The organism is Sphingopyxis sp. 2PD (assembly GCF_005503695.1).
Classification (GTDB): domain Bacteria; phylum Pseudomonadota; class Alphaproteobacteria; order Sphingomonadales; family Sphingomonadaceae; genus Sphingopyxis.
This window is the reverse complement of record NZ_SCMU01000007.1, coordinates 31,334-50,893: the sequence shown is the minus strand read 5'-3', so window position 1 is coordinate 50,893 and position 19,560 is coordinate 31,334. Positions and strand designations below refer to the sequence as shown.

Genomic DNA, 19,560 nt, shown 5'->3' with positions numbered 1-19,560 from the left:
GTGCCGCCTGCGTATAGCTTTAGGAACAGTCAGTAACGGTCGGAAAGAATATGCAGATGGAAAGGCGTCGGTTCGTCAGTGGAGCTTTGGGTGGAGGGGCTGCTGCGGCGATGGCCGCATGGTTCCCGGCCTGGGCCCAGCCGGTGTCGTCCGGCATCACCGCGCCGCTTCCGACCGTATCCGGCAATGACATAACGCTGCGCATCGCGCGCCAGACGATGCGCATCGACGGCAAGGTCAGTCGCGCGATCGGGATCAACGGCACCGTGCCCGCGCCGCTCGTCCGGCTGAAGGAGGGACAAAACGCGCGCCTCACCGTCGTCAACGATCTCGACGAGGACAGCTCGATTCACTGGCACGGCCTGATCCTGCCGTTCCAGATGGACGGCGTGCCCGGCGTCAGCTTCCCCGGGATCAAGCCGCGCTCGAAGTTTGTCTATGAATTCCCGGTCGTTCAATCGGGGACCTATTGGTATCACAGCCATTCGGGGCTTCAGGAACAGCTCGGCCATTATGGCCCGATCGTCATCGATCCCGCGGGCGCCGACCCGATCGGCTACGACCGCGAGCATGTCGTCGTCCTGTCCGACCACAGTCAATTGTCGCCCGAGGCGATCTTCCGCAAGCTCAAGGTCAATCCCGGCCATTTCAACATGCAGCGCCAGACGCTGGCGGGCCTGCTTGCCGGCAAGGATCAACCGCTCAAGGAGCGGATCGATTGGGGCAAGATGCGGATGGACCCGACCGACGTCGCCGACGTCAATGGTTCGACCTACACCTTCCTCGTCAACGGCCATGGTCCGCGCGACAACTGGACCGCGCTCTTCAGCCCCGGCGAGCGGGTACGCCTGCGCATCGTCAATGCGTCGGCGATGACGATCTTCAACGTCCGTATCCCGGGCCTCAGGATGACCGTCGTCCAGGCTGATGGGCTCAATGTCGTGCCGACCGAAATCGACGAGTTCCAGATCGCGGTCGCCGAAACCTATGACGTCATCGTGACCCCGGTCGAGGACCGTGCTTATACGCTCGTTGCCGAGGCCAATGACCGCTCGGGCATGGGACGCGCGACGCTCGCACCGCGCGCTGGCATGGTCGCCGAGGTGCCGCCGCTCCGCGAACGGCCGCTCGCGACCATGAAGGACATGGGCATGGGCGACATGTCGGGCGGCGCGATGGCGGGTATGGACCATTCGGGCGGCGATATGGGCGCCATGCCCATGCCGGCGAGCGACCCTTCTTGTCCTCCCGAACATGCCAAGATGGGCCATTGTACGCCAGCGGGGGAAAGCGGCGCGATGGCGGGCATGGATCATGGATCTGGCGGAGGCATGCAGCACAGCATGCGCGACTTCAGTGTCGCGCCGCAGGTCAAGCGCGATCCCAGCGTTCAGACGATCTCGCCGATGCCGATGGATCGCATGGGCGAGCCGGGGCAGGGACTGGAGAATGTCGGGCACAAGGTGCTGACCTACCATGACCTTGTCGCGCTCGAGCGCAACCCCGATACCCGCGCCGCCTCGCGCTCGCTCGACATCCATCTGACCGGCAATATGGAACGCTTCATGTGGTCGTTCGACGGCATCAAGATGTCCGACTATCACGAGCCCATCCCCTTCATCGAGGGAGAGCGCGTGCGGATCAACCTCATCAACGATTCGATGATGAGCCACCCCATCCACCTCCACGGCCATTTTTTCGAACTGGTGACGGGCAAGGGCGACCGGTCGCCGCGCAAGCATACGGTGCTTGTCCAGCCGGGCGGCATCGCGAGCTTCGATTTCACCGCCGACGCGCTCGGCGACTGGGCGTTCCATTGCCACCTTCTCTATCACATGCACGCGGGGATGATGCGCGTCGTCAGCGTCCGTCCGAAGGGAGACGGCGAATGACCCGGGTCGCGCTTCTCCTCGCGGGTATCGCCCCGCTGGCCTTTGCTGTGCCCGCCGCGGCGCAGTCGATGGATCATTCGATGCATGGTGCGGCGCCCGCGCCGACACCCGCTCCCTCGCCAACGCCAGCACCCGTAGCGCAGTCCGCGCCCGAAGCGCCCGCCGAAGGGTCGATGGAGCAGATGGACCATGGGAACATGCAGGGCATGGACATGGAACCCGAGGCTTCAAGCTGCCCGCCCGAACATGCGGCGATGGGTCATTGTACGCCTGAGGCGGAAGCTCCAGGCAAGGGCGCTTCGGACATGGGTGCGATGGATCATGGCGCACCGCAGCCGTCCGATCCCGATTGCCCGCCCGAACATGCCAAAATGGGCCATTGCACCCCGAAGGGCGGATCTGCGGACGCGATGGCGGGAATGGAAGGCATGGCGACCACGAGCAGCGCTAGCGGCACCGATTTGCCGCCGGGCGATGCTACCGCGCCTGCGCCTCCCGGCGACTGGTATGCCGATCGCATTTATCCCCAAGCCGAAATGGAGCATTCGCGCCACGACATGATGAAAGAGAATGGTGCGCAGACCATCGCTTTCATCAGCTTCAACCTTGCCGAATATCAGGCGCGCAAGGGCCGCGACGGGTTCCGCTGGGACGGTGAGGCTTGGTACGGCGGCGACATTAACCGGCTGACGATCAAGAGCGAAGGCGAGGGCGTGTTCGGCGAAGGCATCGAGAGCGCCGAGGTACAGGCGCTCTACAGCCGGGCGATCGGACCCTATTTCAACGCGCAGGCGGGTATCAGGCAGGATCTTGGGCCCGGCCCCGACCGCACCTATGCGACGATCGGCTTCGAGGGGCTCGCCCCCTATTGGTTCGAAGTCGAGGGCGCGCTGTTTCTTTCGAACAAGGGTGATCTGCTCGCCCGGCTCGAAGGCTATTACGACCAGCGCATCACCCAGAAACTGATCCTCCAGCCGATGGCGGAGGTCAATTTTGCGCTCCAGGATGTCCCCGAGACCGGCGTTGGTTCGGGGCTTTCGGATTTCGAGCTCGGGCTTCGCCTGCGTTACGAGGTCGTGAAGGAATTCGCGCCTTATGTCGGCGTCGAATGGGCGCGCAAGGTCGGCGATACCGCGCGTTTTGCCCGCGCCGCGGGCGAGGATGCGAGCGGCGTCAGCTTCGTGATGGGGGTGCGGGCCTGGTTCTAGAAGTTTCGCGGGGTGGCGACACGTCGAGGAGAAATGCCGTGAAACCAGCCTATCGCAGCCTCGCGCTGCAGACGATCGTCAGCGGCGTCATCATGTATCTGGTGATGTTCGTCATGATCGACCGCCTCTCGAGCTTCTACAATAATCTCAACATGCTCTACATGACGCTGATGATGGTCTCGCCGATGGTCGTGCTGATGATCGTCGCAATGCCGGGCATGTTCCCGTCGAAACGTCTCAATACGTTCCTGCTGCTGGGATCGGCAGTTGCCTTCTTCGGGAGCTTCGGGCTCATCCGGACACAGACGACGATCGGCGACACGGCCTTCTTGCGTTCGATGATCCCGCATCACTCGGGCGCGATCCTCATGTGTGAACAGGCTTCTCTCAAAGATGCCGAGATACGCGAACTCTGCCGCGGCATCATCGCGGGGCAGGCGGCCGAAATCGAACAGATGAAATCCATTCTCGCGAGGAAATGACATGAAAAATCTGATGACGCGCCGTCATCTTTTCGGCCTGATTGCGGTCGGATCGGGGATGGCGCTTGCGGCATGCAATTCTGCCTCGGGCCCGGCGGCGACCAGCGATAAGAATGGCGCGGCGCCCGCGCCGGGCGCCGAGACGTCCAGCCCCAAGCGAATGCTCGTTTATCGCGATCCCGAATGCGGCTGCTGCGAAGCTTGGGCGGATATCGCACGCAAGGCCGGTTATGATGTGACTGTCGAGAACCGCGCTGACATGGCCGCCGTAAAGACGCGATATGGTGTGCCTGGCCAGCTGGCGTCGTGCCACACGGCCGTGATCGGCGGCTATGCGATCGAGGGTCATGTGCCGATGCGGCATGTTGCGAGACTCCTCCACGACAAGCCACGCGACATTCGCGGAATCGCCGTGCCCGGCATGCCGCGCGGTTCTCCGGGAATGGAAATGCCGGACGGAAGCGCGGACGCATTCGAAGTGATGGCATTCGGCAGCGACGGCAAGGTTTCTGAATTCCGCGCATGACCTGCCGACACGAAGAGGAGACAGATATGACGAGATTCATTCCCCTAGCGAGCGCCGCCGCGCTGATATTTGCTCTGGCAGGATGCGGCACTGAGCCCGCGCAGCAGAGCGACGTCACACCGGAACAGAGTGAGGTCACTGCCGGTGAGCCGCCCGCAATGGTCGAGACCATGCCCGTAGCGGACGAGCCGCCCGCCGCGTCTGCCCCGGCGGCGCCGACCGAAGAAGCGATGCCTCCGGAGAAATCCCGCCCCAAGCAAGAACCCGCCGCGAAGGCCGCTGTGCCGCCGCGGGCAAAGGCCGCGCCGGAAGCGCCGAAACCTGTCGAACCCGAACCCGATCCTCATGCCGGGCACGATATGGACAAAAAATAAGGAGCATGTGCCGACGCGGCATGTCGCCCGGGCGGTCGAGGACAAGCTGCGCGAAGTGTCCGGCATCGCCGCGCCCGGCATGCCGCGCGGTCGGGCGCTGCTCGATGCCGCAGCGAGAGATATAACCATATGGAATAACCATCTCGTTTATAGCGATGAGTGGTGATTATTTCTGGTCATGCCAAGGCCGCGAAGATAGCTCGGTGGCGAAGCCGAGAGCTTTCGCAAATGGGAGGGGACCATGAGAAAATTGCTTCGCACGAGTGGCTCGATTATCGCCGTCCTGGCAGGCATGTCGGCCGCCGCCGCCTTCGCGCAGGATAACGCCAAAGAGGCGCCGGGGCCAGGCGCGTCGCAGGGCGAAATCGTCGTGACGGGTACGCGGCGGAACGATCTCAAGGCGGCCGATTCCGCTCAGCCGATCGACATCATCACCGGTGCCGAACTGCTCGAAAAGGGCACGGCCGACATGAATGATCTCCTGCGCACCGAGGTCCCGTCGCTCAATGTCCAGCGCCTCGTCAGCAACGACGGCGCCGTTTTTACCCGGCCTTTCTCGCTGCGCGGCCTGCCGCCGGACCAGACGCTGGTGCTCGTGAATGGCAAGCGGCGCCATCGCGGCGCGACGGTCCAGTTCACCAATGTTCCCTATATCCGGGGATCGCAGGGACCCGATCTTTCGGCGATCCCGTCGATCGCGATCGGCCAGCTCGAGGTTCTGCGTGACGGCGCGTCGGCGCTCTATGGATCGGATGCGATCGCCGGCGTCCTCAATTTCGGTCTGCGCCGCGACCGCGAAGGCGGATTGCTGATCGCCCGCTATGGCCAATTCTATAAGGGCGACGGCGAGGATTTCCTCGTCCAGGGCAATGTCGGGCTTCCCTTCACCGACGCCGGTTTCGTCAACATCAGCGGCGAATATGTGAACGCCAGCACGACGTCGCGCGGCATTCAGCGTCCCGACGCGCAGGCGCTCATCGATGCCGGCGTTCAGGATGTCCCGGTCCCGGCGCAGCGCTGGGGAAATCCCGAATCCGAGGCGGCGCGCATCTTCGTCAATGCCGGCATCGAACTGTCGGAGGAGATGGAATTCTACACCTTCGGCAACTATAGCTGGAGCCGCGGCACGACGGCCTTCTTTTACCGCAACCCCGATGCCAGCTTCATTTCCACCTCGATTCCGCTCACCAATACGCCCGGAGGACAGCGGTTCAGCTTCCGCCAGCTCTTTCCCGGCGGTTTCACCCCGGATTTCGGTGCCACGGTGACCGATGCGGCGCTGGCGGCCGGCCTCAAGGGCGAATTCTCCTCGGGCCTGACCTATGACCTCAGCGCTTCCTATGGTCAGAACCATGCTTCCTACCGGATCGAAAATACGGTCAATCCGTCGCTTGGCCTCGCGTCGCCGACCTCCTTCAAGCCGGGGCAGCTCGAGCAGCGCGAACTCGCTTTCAATCTCGATCTCACTTACCCCATCGCGATCGGCACCTCCGATCCGCTGACGCTTGCAGGCGGTCTCGAGTATCGGCGCGAGACATATGAGATCACGGCCGGCGACATCGCATCATGGCAGGTTGGTCCTTTCGCGTCGGTCATCGATCCCGATACCGGAAACCGCGTCGGACTGCCGGTCGGCTCGAACGGCTTCCCGGGCTTCAGTCCCATCCAGGCGGGCGAGTTCGCGCGCAGCAACTGGGCCGCCTATACGTCGCTCGAAGGCAATCTCACCGACGCGCTCCAGTTCGGCCTTGCCGGCCGCTACGAGAATTACTCGGACTTCGGCTCGAAATTCACCTGGAAGATCAACGGGCGATATGATTTCTCGGACGTCTTCGCGGTGCGCGGATCGGTCAACACCGGCTTTCGGGCGCCGACGCCGGGCCAGTCGAACGCCTCGCAGGTCCAGACCAACATCGACTCGATAACCGGGGCGCCGCTGACCGCAGGCATTATCGCGCCCAACAATCCGGTGGCGCAATTCTTCGGCGCGACGCCGCTTCGGCCCGAGAATTCGTTCAACGTCGCCGGCGGCATCGTGGTGAAGCCCTCCAATCGCATCACCTTCACGCTCGACTATTTCAACATCAAGGTCGAAGACCGGATCGCCGTATCGGGCAATTTCAATCTCACCCCGGCGCAGCGTGCGCAGCTCGCGGCGCTTGGCATTCCCGGTGGGGATTCCTTCCAGCAGGTGAGCTTCTTCACCAATTCCTTCGACAGCCGCACCCAGGGCGTCGATGCGGTGCTCACCGTGGGCTTCGACCTCGGCGACGGCAAGGCCACGCTCGGCCTCAACGGCAACTATACCAAAACCGATGTCATCAAGGCCTCGCCGGTGATCACTGCGGACCGCGAGCGGCTGCTCGAACTCGAGGGCTTCGTTCCGAAGTGGAAGGGCAATGCGTCCTTCACTTATGCGGGCGAGCGCTTCGGCTTCGTCGCGCGCGCGAACTATTATGGCAAATGGACCGACTATGGCGCCGCACCGGCTGCCGACCAGACGGGCGGCGCCGAACTGCTGGTCGATCTCGAGCTGTCCTACAAGGTTAGCGACATGCTCAAGCTCGCGGTCGGCGGCGAGAATATCTTCGACAATTACCCCGACGTCGAGGCGCGGCAATCCCAGATCAACAACGGGATCCGATATCTCCGCTTCGCGCCGACGGGGTTCAACGGGGGCTTCTGGTACGTCCGCGCGACCGCCTCCTTCTGATCGGTGGCCGTGAGGGCCGTGCGGCGTCTTGTGTCTTCAGCTGGCGTCGGAGCCGAACATCGCGTCGCGGTGGGATTCGAGCACCGCGATAAAGGCCGCAGCGACTTGGGACATCGGCCTCAACTTCGGCGTGAAGAGCATATATTCGAAATGGACCTCCGGCGCGAAATCACGGACCGTAAGGCCCCGCTCGGCATAATCCGCTGCGGTCACGGGGTTGAGAATCGAACATCCGACCCCCTGCATGACAAGCGCGCAGATGGTCATCGCATATTGGGTTTCGATGACCATCTCGCGGTGGACGCCCGCGTCCTCGAAAATGCGGTCGATGCGGTGACGCACGCCGTCCTCGAGCGCGAGCGAAATGAAGGGCTCGCCCTCGAGATCGGCCGGCCGGATGACGTCCTTGACGGCCAAGCGGTGGCCGGCAGGGAGAACGCAGGCGCCGGGGCAGCGCAGGAAGCGCTCCATCCTTATGCCGGGCAATTCGCGCGCCGGCGTCGCGAGCCCGATGTCGAACTGCTGGTTCGCCATCCATTGCCGCACCGTCGAGGAACTGCGGGTCTGGAGCTGAACGGTGACGCCGGGATGTGTCTCGCGAAAGGCCGCGATCACACGCGGCAGGAAACTGACCGCGAGCGCCGGAAGGGCGGCGATCCGGAGCGTGCCGGTCGCCATGTTGCGGATGTCTTCCGCTACCCGCTTCAGGGCCGCAATGCCCGAGAAGCTCCGCTCGACTTCGTAGAAAAAGGCGTCGGCTTCGGGCGTCACGGTGAGCGCGCTGCCGCGCGAACGCAGGAAGAGCTGAAAGCCCAGCTGATGCTCGAGCTCGGCAAGCATCTTGCTCACCGCGGGTTGCGACAGGTTGAGCGACTGCGCGGCCTGGGTGACCGATCCCGAGAGCATCACGGCCCTGAAGGCTTCGAGGTGACGCAGGTTCATCGGACATCGCTCCCTATAGCTATTTCTTATGGCGCTAGCATTGAAAGCCTCGTTTATGAATAGGTCGCACGCATCGCGCCGCTGGTTACCGGCGCTGCTCGCCGCAGGCGCCCTGTTACTCGGCGGCTGCGGCCGCGAGCCCGCCGGCACCGGTGGGCATGAAATCGCCGCGGCGAAGGGATCGACGCTTGCGCGGATTCGCGCGCGCGGAACGCTCAATTGCGCAATTCATACGGGGCAGCTCGGCATGTCCTATCTCGACAAGCGCGGGCGCTGGCAGGGGTTCTTCGTCGACTACTGCCGGGCGCTCGCCGCTGCGGTCCTCGGCGATGCCCGCAAGGTCCGGTTCATGCCGGTCGCCTCGAACAAGCGCTTCACGATCGTGCAGACGGGCGAGGCCGACGTCCTGTCGCGGACGACGACATGGACGCTGACGCGCGACACCGACCTCGGGGTGAATTTCGTCGGCACCATGTATTATGACGGGCAGAGCTTCCTGGTGCCCCGGCGATCGGGTGTGCGGCTTCCGACGGATCTCGATGGCGCATCGATCTGCATCACCAAGGGGACGACCTCCGAACTCAACACCGCCGAATATTTCGAGCGCAAGGGGCTGCGTTTCCAGTCGGTCGTGTTCGAGAATCCCGAGGAAGCCAAGCTCGCCTTCTTTGCCGGGCGGTGCGACGCGATGACCACCGATGCCTTCACGCTGACCGTGATCCGTCTCGCCGATACCGCGCATCCGGACGATTATGTTGTGCTGCCCGAACGACTCACCAAGGAGCCGGTAGGTCCCGTCGTGCGCAGCGACGACGAGCAATGGTATGAGATCAACAAATGGGTGCTGAACGCGCTCTTTGCTGCCGAGGAAATGGGGGTCACCCGCGCGAATGCAGCGCGCATGCGCATGGCCTCGCGTGACCCCGAAGTGCGCAAGATGCTCGGCGGCCTGCCCGGATTCGGCAAGTCGCTCGGCCTCGACGATGACTGGGCGTATCGCGCGATCGAGGCGACGGGCAATTATGGCGAAATCTTCGACCGGCACATTACGCCGCTCGGCGTCGAACGCGGACAGAATAAGCTCTATCGGGACGGCGGGCTGATCTACCCGTTGCCGATGCGATGACTCATAAACACAGGCGGCTTGCCATCGCTGCGTTACCCTGGCTGCTGATCGCGGGCGGGCTTGTGGTCGCCTACGGCCTGTTTGCGACATTGGCGGACAATCTCGCGGACCGAAACATCCGGACGGGGTTCGGTTTCCTGTTCGACCGGGCGGGTTTCGCGATTGGCGAAACGCTGATTGCTTACGCGCCGGGCGATTCCTATGCCGCGGCGCTGGCGGTGGGTCTTCTCAACACGCTCCTGATATCGGCGCTCGGCATCATCTTCTCGACCTTGCTCGGCCTCGCGGTCTGCATGGCGCGCCTGTCGTCCAACTGGCTGCTTGCGAGGCTCTCCGGCCTTTATATCGAGCTGGTTCGCAATATTCCGCTGCTGCTCCAGATGTTCGTCTGGTACGCCGCGCTGCTGTTCGGTCTGCCCGGACCCGGCCCGGGCGCCGTCGGACCGTTCGACCTCGATAATCGGGGATTGCACCTCCCCGCGCTCTCCTTGGCCGATCCGGGACGGCCGGTCTTTCTCATCGCGATCGTCGCCTGTGCGATCCTGCTGGGTGCCGTGCGGCGAGGAGCCGTTCGCACGCGCACTGCGCTGGCCTTCGCCGGCATCTCCCTGGTGCCGCTCTTGCTGTGGGGCGGGATCGATCTGCCGCGGGCGGGGCGCTTCGGAACCGTCGGCGGATTGTCGCTCTCCACGGAGTTTCTGACGCTGGTCGCCAGCCTTTCGGTCTATGCCTCGGCCTATCTGGCCGAGATATTCCGCGGCGCGATCCTCGCCGTTCCCGCAGGGCAGAGCGAGGCCGCCAAAGCGCTCGGCCTGTCGCCCGCGCAAACAATGGGACGGATCGTGATGCCGCAAGCGCTGCGCATCGCCATACCGCCGATGACGAGCTGGCATCTCAACACGATCAAGAACAGCTCCCTGGGGGTCGCGATCGGATATCCCGAATTTGTCTCGGTGGTCGATACCGTCATCAGTCAGACAGGGCAGGCGATCGAGGGCGTCGGCCTGATCGTCGCGACCTTCCTGCTGCTTTCGCTATCCTTGTCGTTCGTCACCGGCCTCTATGCCCGCCAGTTGGGCTGGAGCGTCGCCGGGCAGCCCGGCCGGAGCATCCAGTCGGCGCCCCTCGAACCCTTTCCGCTGCGCTCGGCGACCGCCTGGCCGTCGTGGATACGGCGCAATCTGTTCAGAGGAGGACGCCAGTCGATACTCACCATCGCGATCCTCGCCATGACCGCGGCTTTCGCCGGCAAGGGGCTCTCGTGGCTGCTGTTCGACGCGACCTTCGCCGGGGGCGCGGCCGATTGCCGTTTGGCCAGCGGTGCTTGCTGGCCATTCCTCCGCGAAAATGCGCGGCTGATATTGTTTGGCACCTATCCCGAAGCCGAGCAGTGGCGGTCCGCAGCAGCGGCGGCCGCGCTGCTGTCATGCCTTGCCTTCTCCTTCGTCCCGCGATTCTGGCGCAGCCGCCTCGGGCTTGTCTGGCTCGGCGCAATCGCCGTGGCGGTACTTCTGCTACGAGGAGGATTCGCGGGCCTTTCCTATGTCCCGATGGAGAAGTGGAGCGGCCTGCCGGTCACATTGCTGCTCGCGAGCCTTGCGGTGGTCGGCGCTTTTCCATTGGCTATACTCCTCGCGTTCGGCCGCAGGTCGGCGCGGCGCGGCATTCGCTGGCCGAGCGTCGCCTTCATCGAGCTGGTTCGCGGAACGCCGCTGATCGGAGTGCTCTTCCTCGCTGCGGTCCTGTTCCCGCTGTTCGTGCCCTCCTATCTCTCGATCGACAGCCTGCCGCGCGTCCAGCTCGCGCTCATATTCTTCACTGCCGCCTATATGGCCGAGGTCATCCGGGGCGGCCTGCTGGCGGTTCCCGTCGGGCAAGCCGAGGCCGCGCATGCTCTTGGCCTCACCAAATGGCAGGCGCGGCGCCATATCCTGTTGCCGCAGGCGCTGAAAGTCAGCGTGCCGGGGCTGGTCAACACTTCGATCAGCGAGGTCAAGAACACGACGCTCGTCCTCATCGTCGGCGTCTTCGATTTGTTGCAGACGACCCGCCTCTCCTACGTCGAGGCGCAATGGCGACCCTATTTCGCCGAAGCCTATCTTTTTACCGGGACAATCTTTTTCCTCCTCTGTTTCTCCCTGTCCCGGCTCAGCATGAAGATCGAACGGAAACTAAACTATGCAGGATAATCACGACAGAAAATGGCCCGGGGAGCCGGCAAGCCCGAAAGGGCGCGCCTGGCAGGATCCGACGCGTGCCGTGCACGGCGGTCCCCGTCCGTGCGATCAGCGGGGCCTCATCAATCCGCCCGTCGACCGGGCCTCCACCATTATCTACGACAGCGTCGAGGCCTATATGGACCGGCACCAGGGTCTCTACGATGAGGTCATCTATGGCCTGTACGGAACGCGAACGACCTTTGCGCTCGCCGAGGCTGTCAGCGAACTTGAAGGCGGCTGCGCGACCGTCATCACCTCGTCCGGAACCAGCGCAATCGCGCTAGCCCTCACGGCTTTCGTGGCCGGGGGCGACCATCTGCTCGTCGCGGACTGCGTCTATGGGCCGACCCGCAAGTTTCTGACCGACGTTCTCGCGCGTTTCGGGGTCGAGGTGGAATATTTCCGGCCCGATATCGGAGCGGAGATTGCCGGGCTGTGCCGCAGCAACACCCGGCTCATCTATATGGAGACCCCGGGCTCGCAGACATTCGATATGATCGACGTGCCCGCGATCGCGGCGGTTGCGCGCAGCCGGGGCATATTGACCGCTCTCGACAACACCTGGGCCACGCCGCTCTTCTTCAAGCCCTTGGCCCATGGCGTCGACATCTCGCTTGCTTCGGCAACCAAATATCTCTCGGGGCACTCCGACTGTCTGCTCGGCACGATGACGGCGGCCAGCGATGCCGTCTACCGCCAGCTCAAGGACGCGGCGGCGCGCTGGGGCAACTGCGCGAGTCCCGACAATTGCTATCTGGTCCACCGGGGCATCAGGACGCTCGATGCGCGCCTTGAACGCCACCAGCGCACCGCAGCGACGCTGATCGAATGGTTCGCCCAGCAACCCGAAGTGGTTGCGGTCCGCTATCCGGCTCATCCCGCCGACCCCGGCCATGCAATCTGGAAGCGGGATTTCACCGGTGCTTCCGGATTGTTCGGTGTTCAGCTCGATGGCCTGACCCCGCCCGAAACCAGCGCCTTTTTCAACGAATTCTCGCTATTCCAGCTCGGTTCGAGCTGGGGCGGCTTCGAAAGTCTCGCGGTTCCGGCGTGGCCCGCTCCGATCCGCGATTTTCCCAATGGCGAGGCAGATGGGGCGCTGATCCGCATTCACGCCGGCCTCGAAGCGCCGCAGGATCTGATCGCCGACCTCGCCGCAGCCTTCGCGCGGGTACGAGCGCTCCGCGGCCGGGGGCAGGCGTCATGACCGACGCCTCGGGCCACGCGGCCGTCAGCTTGCGGCAGGTCGACAAATATTATGGCGCCTATCATGCCCTCCGCTCGATCGACCTCGAAATCGCCCCGCGCGAGCGGATCGTGATTTGCGGCCCTTCAGGCTCCGGCAAATCGACGCTCATTCGCTGCATGAACAGGCTCGAGGTGCCCGACTCCGGTGCCGTCCTGATCGAGGGAACCAGGATAACCGACGCGTCGCGGGAGGCCGTTGCGGCGCTCCGCGCCGTCGGCATGGTCTTTCAACAGTTCAATCTGTTCCCGCACAAGACGGTGCTGGAGAATTGCACCCTCGCGCCCGTCCTGCTCGGCGGCTTGTCTCTTCCGGAGGCGGAGGCGCGCGCCATATCCTATTTGGACAAGGTGAGGATTGGCGACCAGGCGGGCAAATATCCGGGGCAGCTCTCGGGAGGGCAGCAACAGCGGGCCGCGATAGCCCGCGCTCTGGCGATGGAGCCCCGGATTCTTCTCTTCGACGAGCCGACATCGGCGCTCGATCCCGAGATGATCAAGGAGGTACTCGATGTGATGACGTCCCTTGCCGGCGAAGGACGGACGATGGTGTGCGTGACGCACGAAATGGGATTCGCGCGCGAGGCGGCCGATCGCATGCTTTTCATGGATCAGGGCCAGATCATCGAAGACGCAAGGCCGGCAGATTTTTTCGCCGCGCCGAAAAGCGAGCGCGCACGGACCTTTCTCGAACAGATACTTTCGCATTGAGCGGCTCAAGTCGGTCGCGCCCCCAAGCTGTGCCGACCCACTTAATCATGTCATTTCATAAGCAAGCCGAGGGAGGGGCCCGCCGGCTCCTTGCGCGAAAAGGCTCAGGCCGGAAAAAATTTCAAAATTGATGAGGGGTAGAGCTTTGGGGTGCGTATCTAGTAGGTATCGTGCGCCCGGAATTTACTTCATAACCAATTGATATGATTCAATAAATTCCTATTGACCTGTATATACATTTGATGCTCTCTGAGGGGAATCAGCCAACCATCAGGGGGTTTCGCTATGATGACCAGGACAATTTTGCTCGCCAGCGCCGCAGCGGTCGCGACCTTTGCAACGCCAGCGCTCGCGCAGAGCGATGCTGCGACGCAGTCACCCGCCGCGGAGGATGCTCCGAACGGATCGGACATCGTCGTGACCGGCTCGCGCATTCGTCGCCAGGATCTCGCGGGCGTCGGCCCCGCGACCGTCGTGTCGGCCGAGCAGATCGAGAACACCGGCGTCGTCAATATCGAGACGGTGCTGCAGCGCCTTCCCGCCAACGCCGGCTTCGCAGGCAACCAGACCTCCGCCTATTGGGCGAACAATGGATATGGCACGGCGCAGGTGAACCTGCGCGGTCTCGGCATCAAGCGCACGCTTGTTCTGCTCAACGGCCGCCGCCTCGTCGCGGGCGGCACCGGCGCGAACTCCTCGCCCGATCTTAACATGATCCCGGTCGCGGCGCTCGCGCGCACCGATGTGCTCAAGGACGGCGCCTCGGCGATCTATGGCGCCGACGCGATGGCGGGCGTGGTCAACCTCGTGACCCGCACTGACTATGAAGGCCTCGGCCTCAGCGTGCGCCAAGGCATCACCGAAAAGGGCGATGGCTCGGACTTCACCGCCGACCTCCTGTGGGGCGTCCGCAACGATCGCGGCGGTTTCATGGCGGCGGTCACCTATCAGAAGACGAGCGCGGTCAATATGGCAACGCGCGCGCCTTGCTCGCTTGCCGAAACCACGCCCGGCATGCTGAGCTGCGTGAACAGCGCCTCGACGATCGGCGGCCGCGCGGTGCTGCCGAACGGCCAGCAGATCAACTTCAATCAGGTGCTGGGCGGTAACGGCAACTTCTTCGAGCCGTACAGCGCTGCCAAGCACAACTTCAACTCGAACCCGTTCCTCAACGCGGTGAGCCCGGTCGAGCGCGTGAGCACGGCGTTTTTCGCCGACTATGACATCACTGACAATATCGAGGCGTTCGGCGAATTCCTTTACACCTTCCGCAAGTCGAATCAGATCGCGACGCCCGGAACGCTGCGCAACCTCTCGATCGCGGCGAGCAATCCCACCAATCCGACGGGGCAGAATATCGTCCTCATCCAGCGCCGCCTCGCCGAGCCCGGCCCGCGCCAATTCTTCCAGGAAACCGATACCTGGCAGGGTACGTTTGGCCTCCGCGGCAAGCTCTCTAACGATTGGGGATGGGAAATCGCGGGCGCCTTCGGCCGCAACACCGCGGTCGATGGTTCGACCAACATCGCCAATCTCGAGCGAGTGGCGAATTCCCTCGATACGACCAAGTGCAGTCTTGCTGCCGGTGCCACGATCCCCTGCGCCGACTATCTCGGGTTCGGCGACCTGACCCCGGAGGTTCTCGACTATATCCTGTTCACGTCGCGCGACCGCGGCGGCAACGAGCTTGCGACGGTCACCGCCGATATCAACGGCGATCTCTTCAAGCTGCCCGCAGGCCCCGTCTCCTTCGCGGCGGGTGTCGTCTATCGCAAGGAAAAGGGTTGGCGCGATCCCGATCCGCTGACGGTGCTCGGTATTGCCAACACCAACCAGCAGGATCCGATCTCCGGAACGAGCACGGCGAAGGAAGCCTATCTCGAACTGTCGGTGCCCGTTCTGGCCGACACACCCTTCTTCCAGTCGCTTACCCTCGACGGCGCGGTTCGCTACTCGAACTACGACCTGTTCGGCAGCGACTGGAACTACAAGGGGAGCGTCGACTGGGTCATCAATGACAGCTTCCGCCTGCGCGGCACCTACGGCACCGGCTTTCGCATTCCGAACGTCCCCGAATTGTTCGGCGGCGTCTCCGAGGGCAATCTGACGACCACCGACCCCTGCTCGCGCTATTCGACCAGCGGCAATGCGACACTGATCGCCAATTGTCAGGCGTCGGGCGTGCCGGCCAATTATGTTCAGCTCGGTACAACGATCCTGACAACGGTCGGCGGCAACGAGAATCTGAAACCCGAAAGCTCGACGACCTGGACCGTCGGGACGGTGATTTCACCGAAGGGACTGGTTCCGGGACTCTCGCTCACTGCCGACTGGTTCGACATCAAGATCAAGGATGCGATCCGTGCTATTCCGGGCTCGACAAAGCTCAGCATTTGTTATGCGAGCCAGAATCTTTCGCATCCCTTCTGCGAAGATTTTACCCGCAGCCCGTTGACCGGCGAGGTTACCTTCCTCTCCGCGCAACCGATCAACACGGGCCGCGAAGAAATGAACGGCCTCGATCTGGGTCTCGTTTACAACAATGACATCGGCAGCGTGAACGTCTCGCTCGACGTCAACGTGACCTATCTCAACAAATATGTGGTCCTGCCTTTCCCCGGCGGCGCGCCGATCGACTTCGACGGCTTTATCGGCGGCGGCAATGGCGGCTATCCGAAATGGCGCGGCTATGGCGTGCTGACCGCTGAAAAGGACGGGGTCAGCGCGACCTGGTCGACCCAGTGGATCGGCAAGGCGACCGACTTCAATGCGGCCCCCGGCGACATCGGCTACAGCACGCCGAATGTCTTCTACCACAATCTCCAGGTCGCTTTCGAAATCGACGAGAAGACCCGGTTCCAGGTCGGTGTCGACAATCTTTTCGATCGCAAGGCGCCCTATATCCAGAGCTTCACCGATGCGAACACCGACACGATGACCTATGACCTGCTCGGACGGCGTTTCTACGTCGGCTTCCGCACCGCGTTCTGAGGGTAATCGATATGGCGATCCGTTGGCCGCTGCTCGTCCGGCGAACGCATAAATGGCTGGCCTTGGTGGTCGGCGTCCAGGCGCTGCTCTGGACGCTGACCGGCTTCTACATGGTGGTCGTGCATATCGACACCATCCATGGCGACCATCTCGTGCGCGCGCCGATGGTTCAGCCCTTCGACCTCGCGGGCCTCGCGCCGCCGTCGCGGATCGTTGCGGCCGCGCCCGGTGCGTCCGAGGTTCGCTTGCAGCGGTTCTTCGATCGCCCCGTCTGGCGCGCTGAAACTCCCGAAGGGGCGCGGCTGTTCGATGCCCGCTCGGGTGCGCCGCTGCCTGCGCTTACCGAGTCCCAGGTCCGCGAGCAGGCGCGGCGCATCTACACCGGCGACGGCAAGATCGTGTCGGTGCGGCTGTTGACCGAAGCGCCACAGGAAATGCAGTCGCGCAAGCCGCCCTATTGGCAGGTCGAGTTCGAGGGCTGGAACCGCCCGACGCTCTATCTGTCGCCGACGACCGGTGAGCTTATCTCGCGCCGGCACGCATTGTGGCGCGTGTTCGACTTCGCGTGGATGCTCCACATCATGGACTATGATGAGCGGACCGACGTCAACAACCCGTTGCTCCGCGTCGCGACCTGGAGCGTCTTCGCGATGGCGATCAGCGGGGCGTGGTTGCTGATCTGGTCCTTCAAACGCCGCAAGAGGAAGCAGGCATGAAACGCATCCGACTGACGCCGCTCTTCTTCCGGCGCATCCACAAATGGGTCGGGCTGATCCTGGGTCTCCAGTTCCTGCTCTGGGCGCTCAGCGGATCGGTGATGGCGCTGCTCGACAAGGATAAGGTCGGCGGGCACGGCGGCGGGATGTCGCATGCGCATCCACTGCCACCGGGGGAATATTTCGACGTGGCGGCCCTGCCGCGCGGCGAACCTGTCACGGGCGTGATCCTTCGCGATCTCGGAACCCGGCCGGTCTATGAAGTGCGCTCCGCAAAAGGCGTCCGTCTCGTCGACGCGACAAGCGGCGAGCACATCCGGGTCGACGAGGCCATGGCGCGCGAAGTCGCCTCCATGATGAACGAGGCGCCGATCCGAGAGGTGAGCGTAATCGCCAAGCCGAACCTCGAATCGCGCGATCATGAGGGGGCGATGTGGCGCGTCGATTTCGCGGACGACGAGAACAGCAGCGCCTATGTCTCGCTCGATACCGCCCGCTTTCTCGTGATGCGCGGCGATACCTGGCGCACATGGGACTTCTTCTGGATGCTCCACAATATGGACTATATCAACCGGTCGAGCTTCAACCACCCGCTGATCATTTTCGTCGCCTTCGGTGTACTATGGCTGTCGGGAACCGGCTTCTACCTGCTGTTCAAAAGCTTCAGCAAAGCCGACTTCCGTTGGCTGCGCCGGCGCCGCAAGCCGGTCGTGGTCACCCGCACCGGCTGACCGGCCTCAATCGTCGATCGAAAAGGCGGCTGACAGCTCGAAGCGTGTTCCGGGGTGTGTCAGCCAGGCATGCGACACAAGGCGCGAGCGGCTCCAAGTCCGGCGCGTCATCTGGAGCACCGGTTCGCCGTCGGACAATCCCAGCATGCCGCGCATCCGCTCGTCGGGCATCGTCGAGCAAACGCGATGCTCGACCCGTTCGAGCGGTGCAATGCGCGTCAGATATTCATTTGGTGTCATCCGCGTGAAGTCGAGCGTGCCATAGTCGGGGGCGATCGACGCGAGAACGAACCTCTCTTCTATCTGTATCGGAAATTCGGCTTCGTGATGGACGATGATCGAATGGAACAATTTCGTGCCCACGGACACCTCGAGCAGCGGCGCCGTCTCTACATTGGCGCGCTCTTCGCGGTTCTGGATCACGCGGGCGCGGTACGCATGACCGCGCTCCCGGATTTCCTCGGCGATGTTGCGGATTTCAATCATCTGGCCGATCGGCTTTGGCTCTGCGATGAACGATCCGCTGCCGGCGCGCCGCACGACGACGCCCGCCGCCTGCAACTCGCGTAGAGCGCGGTTCGCGGTCATCCGCGAAACGTCGAACTGCTGAACCAGCTCCGCTTCCGACGGCACCCGGTCTCCTGGGTTGAGGCGGCCGTCCCGCACTGCATCGCAAATGCTTTGCTTGATGGCGACGTACCGGGGCATCACCTCGCCTCCCGTCTCTTCGGGCGGCCGGGTTGCCTCGCGGGGCCGAGATTCTGAAGCGGGGGATTTTCGAGTGAGCGAAGGGTTCATAAGTCGTCTATACAACTTCGCCGACTCCCAGCTAGGTAAAACAGAATGTCACGCGCCGATTGCGCAAAAACTTGCGCGCCAAGCCACTCTCGGTGAGAGCGGGAGACTAATTGTCTCGATTCCGCTTGCGATCGGGAAAGTAGCGTGCCGGCGTTACACCGGTCAGTTCGCGAAACGAGCGGATAAAGTTACTCGCCGTCCCAAAACCGAGTTCGAGCGCGATCGATGTGACCGCCTCGCCCTGCGCCAGCCGCAAGAGCGCGGCCTTGAGCCGAATCTGGTTCCGAAACGCGGTAAAGCCTGTTCCGGTATCGCGTTGGAACAGCCGCGCAAGGCTTCGGCTCGAGATATGGAGTTGCTCCGACCAGGCTTCGAGGCTCCTCCGGTCGCCGGGATTGCGATCGAGTGCCGCGGCGATTTGCGCGATACGGGGCGCTGTGACCGACGGGATCGTCAGGGCAGGCGATATTTTCAACGCCATCTCGTCGGCGAAGAGGAAGGCCAGATGCCGCTGACGCGCCCCTGCGCCCGTGCCTGCGGCCGCAAAAATGATCTCGCGCATCAAGGGGCTCACGGAAGTTAGCCCGGCTTCTTTCGGCAGCCTCCGTAGAATGCTGCCGAAACAATATATGCTGTACATCTCGAAACCGCCCGAGGTCTCGACGCGATGCTCATGGTCCGCGGGCAGCCAAACGCCCTGCTGGGGCGGAACGACCCATTGTCCCTCACGGGTGTGCAATATCATGACCCCCCTGCTCGGGTATATCAGTTGGACTACTGGGTGCCGGTGCCACTCCCCGATGCTTCGTGCATGGAATGTGGCTCGTTCCACCTCGATCGAGACCGAAGGAGCATTCTTGTCGGATAGTGAATTCATTATGTCCTG

Annotated in this window: 16 protein-coding genes; 13 read left to right on the top strand and 3 right to left on the bottom strand. The window is 63.3% G+C overall.

Going from position 1 to position 19,560, the window contains the following annotated elements; all coding sequences use genetic code 11:
• Positions 1-56: 56 nt before the first annotated feature.
• The 6 genes from FFS18_RS07900 to FFS18_RS07870 all read left to right on the top strand — a co-directional run bounded on the left by FFS18_RS07900 (position 57) and on the right by FFS18_RS07870 (position 7,195).
• Positions 57-1,892, top strand: coding sequence for a copper resistance system multicopper oxidase (locus tag FFS18_RS07900; protein ID WP_374046507.1), 1,836 nt, complete (start codon positions 57-59; stop codon positions 1,890-1,892).
• The gene (locus FFS18_RS07895) at positions 1,889-3,100 is read left to right on the top strand and encodes a copper resistance protein B (protein WP_003046391.1); all 1,212 of its coding nucleotides are present in this window, start codon (positions 1,889-1,891) and stop codon (positions 3,098-3,100) included. The genes FFS18_RS07900 and FFS18_RS07895 overlap by 4 nt, the downstream gene beginning before the upstream one ends.
• 92 nt (positions 3,101-3,192) lie before the next feature.
• Positions 3,193-3,582 carry a DUF305 domain-containing protein gene (locus FFS18_RS07890; protein ID WP_223181178.1) on the top strand — a complete coding sequence of 130 codons (390 nt, stop codon included), beginning with the start codon at positions 3,193-3,195 and terminating at the stop codon, positions 3,580-3,582.
• A gap of 58 nt (positions 3,583-3,640) precedes the next feature.
• Entirely contained in the window at positions 3,641-4,108 is a 468-nt protein-coding gene (locus FFS18_RS07885; protein ID WP_223181175.1) for a DUF411 domain-containing protein, read from the top strand.
• 26 nt (positions 4,109-4,134) lie between these two features.
• The gene (locus tag FFS18_RS07880; RefSeq protein ID WP_003046382.1) at positions 4,135-4,482 is read left to right on the top strand and encodes a hypothetical protein; all 348 of its coding nucleotides are present in this window, start codon (positions 4,135-4,137) and stop codon (positions 4,480-4,482) included.
• A 241-nt stretch (positions 4,483-4,723) separates the two neighbouring features.
• Positions 4,724-7,195 carry a TonB-dependent receptor plug domain-containing protein gene (locus tag FFS18_RS07870; protein WP_054589301.1) on the top strand — a complete coding sequence of 824 codons (2,472 nt, stop codon included), beginning with the start codon at positions 4,724-4,726 and terminating at the stop codon, positions 7,193-7,195.
• A 36-nt stretch (positions 7,196-7,231) separates the two neighbouring features.
• On the opposite strand, the gene FFS18_RS07865 is transcribed toward FFS18_RS07870, so the two are convergent.
• On the bottom strand, positions 7,232-8,137 hold the full coding sequence (locus FFS18_RS07865; RefSeq protein WP_003046376.1) for a LysR substrate-binding domain-containing protein: 906 nt from the start codon (positions 8,135-8,137) through the stop codon (positions 7,232-7,234).
• A 55-nt stretch (positions 8,138-8,192) separates the two neighbouring features.
• Here FFS18_RS07865 and FFS18_RS07860 point away from each other — a divergent pair, with 55 nt between their 5' ends.
• From FFS18_RS07860 to FFS18_RS07830, 7 genes are all read left to right on the top strand, one after another.
• Positions 8,193-9,263 (top strand): amino acid ABC transporter substrate-binding protein, encoded by a 1,071-nt coding sequence (locus FFS18_RS07860; protein WP_003046368.1) that lies wholly within the window; start codon positions 8,193-8,195, stop codon positions 9,261-9,263.
• On the top strand, positions 9,260-11,452 hold the full coding sequence (locus FFS18_RS07855) for an ABC transporter permease subunit (RefSeq protein WP_223181174.1): 2,193 nt from the start codon (positions 9,260-9,262) through the stop codon (positions 11,450-11,452). Before FFS18_RS07860 ends, FFS18_RS07855 begins: the two co-directional genes overlap by 4 nt.
• Positions 11,453-11,522: 70 nt before the next feature.
• The gene (gene metC / locus FFS18_RS07850) at positions 11,523-12,689 is read left to right on the top strand and encodes a cystathionine beta-lyase (protein WP_249340341.1); all 1,167 of its coding nucleotides are present in this window, start codon (positions 11,523-11,525) and stop codon (positions 12,687-12,689) included.
• A complete protein-coding gene (locus FFS18_RS07845; RefSeq protein ID WP_039578994.1) occupies positions 12,686-13,438 on the top strand; it encodes an amino acid ABC transporter ATP-binding protein in 753 nt (250 codons plus the stop codon). Before metC ends, FFS18_RS07845 begins: the two co-directional genes overlap by 4 nt.
• Before the next feature lie 285 nt (positions 13,439-13,723).
• Positions 13,724-16,429, top strand: a complete 2,706-nt coding sequence (locus FFS18_RS07840) for a TonB-dependent receptor domain-containing protein (protein WP_037553305.1) — start codon at positions 13,724-13,726, stop codon at positions 16,427-16,429.
• Between the two features lie 11 nt (positions 16,430-16,440).
• A complete protein-coding gene (locus FFS18_RS07835; RefSeq protein WP_011542692.1) occupies positions 16,441-17,145 on the top strand; it encodes a PepSY domain-containing protein in 705 nt (234 codons plus the stop codon).
• The gene (locus tag FFS18_RS07830; protein WP_037553306.1) at positions 17,142-17,876 is read left to right on the top strand and encodes a PepSY domain-containing protein; all 735 of its coding nucleotides are present in this window, start codon (positions 17,142-17,144) and stop codon (positions 17,874-17,876) included. Before FFS18_RS07835 ends, FFS18_RS07830 begins: the two co-directional genes overlap by 4 nt.
• Before the next feature lie 6 nt (positions 17,877-17,882).
• On the opposite strand, the gene hutC is transcribed toward FFS18_RS07830, so the two are convergent.
• Both hutC and FFS18_RS07820 read right to left on the bottom strand, forming a co-directional pair.
• Entirely contained in the window at positions 17,883-18,674 is a 792-nt protein-coding gene (hutC, locus tag FFS18_RS07825; protein WP_037553307.1) for a histidine utilization transcriptional repressor HutC, read from the bottom strand.
• Between the two features lie 106 nt (positions 18,675-18,780).
• The gene (locus FFS18_RS07820) at positions 18,781-19,551 is read right to left on the bottom strand and encodes an AraC family transcriptional regulator (RefSeq protein WP_081932949.1); all 771 of its coding nucleotides are present in this window, start codon (positions 19,549-19,551) and stop codon (positions 18,781-18,783) included.
• Between the last annotated feature and the right edge of the window lie 9 nt (positions 19,552-19,560).

Excerpts from the sequence above, each read along its gene's own strand:
- FFS18_RS07900 (WP_374046507.1), top strand. The coding sequence starts at position 57 with ATGGAAAGGCGTCGGTTCGTCAGTGGAGCTTTGGGTGGAGGGGCTGCT.
- FFS18_RS07895 (WP_003046391.1), top strand. The coding sequence starts at position 1,889 with ATGACCCGGGTCGCGCTTCTCCTCGCGGGTATCGCCCCGCTGGCCTTT.
- FFS18_RS07890 (WP_223181178.1), top strand. The coding sequence starts at position 3,193 with ATGTATCTGGTGATGTTCGTCATGATCGACCGCCTCTCGAGCTTCTAC.
- FFS18_RS07885 (WP_223181175.1), top strand. The coding sequence starts at position 3,641 with ATGGCGCTTGCGGCATGCAATTCTGCCTCGGGCCCGGCGGCGACCAGC.
- FFS18_RS07880 (WP_003046382.1), top strand. The coding sequence starts at position 4,135 with ATGACGAGATTCATTCCCCTAGCGAGCGCCGCCGCGCTGATATTTGCT.
- FFS18_RS07870 (WP_054589301.1), top strand. The coding sequence starts at position 4,724 with ATGAGAAAATTGCTTCGCACGAGTGGCTCGATTATCGCCGTCCTGGCA.
- FFS18_RS07865 (WP_003046376.1), bottom strand. The coding sequence starts at position 8,137 with ATGAACCTGCGTCACCTCGAAGCCTTCAGGGCCGTGATGCTCTCGGGA.
- FFS18_RS07860 (WP_003046368.1), top strand. The coding sequence starts at position 8,193 with ATGAATAGGTCGCACGCATCGCGCCGCTGGTTACCGGCGCTGCTCGCC.
- FFS18_RS07855 (WP_223181174.1), top strand. The coding sequence starts at position 9,260 with ATGACTCATAAACACAGGCGGCTTGCCATCGCTGCGTTACCCTGGCTG.
- FFS18_RS07845 (WP_039578994.1), top strand. The coding sequence starts at position 12,686 with ATGACCGACGCCTCGGGCCACGCGGCCGTCAGCTTGCGGCAGGTCGAC.
- FFS18_RS07840 (WP_037553305.1), top strand. The coding sequence starts at position 13,724 with ATGATGACCAGGACAATTTTGCTCGCCAGCGCCGCAGCGGTCGCGACC.
- FFS18_RS07835 (WP_011542692.1), top strand. The coding sequence starts at position 16,441 with ATGGCGATCCGTTGGCCGCTGCTCGTCCGGCGAACGCATAAATGGCTG.
- FFS18_RS07830 (WP_037553306.1), top strand. The coding sequence starts at position 17,142 with ATGAAACGCATCCGACTGACGCCGCTCTTCTTCCGGCGCATCCACAAA.
- hutC (WP_037553307.1), bottom strand. The coding sequence starts at position 18,674 with ATGAACCCTTCGCTCACTCGAAAATCCCCCGCTTCAGAATCTCGGCCC.
- FFS18_RS07820 (WP_081932949.1), bottom strand. The coding sequence starts at position 19,551 with ATGAATTCACTATCCGACAAGAATGCTCCTTCGGTCTCGATCGAGGTG.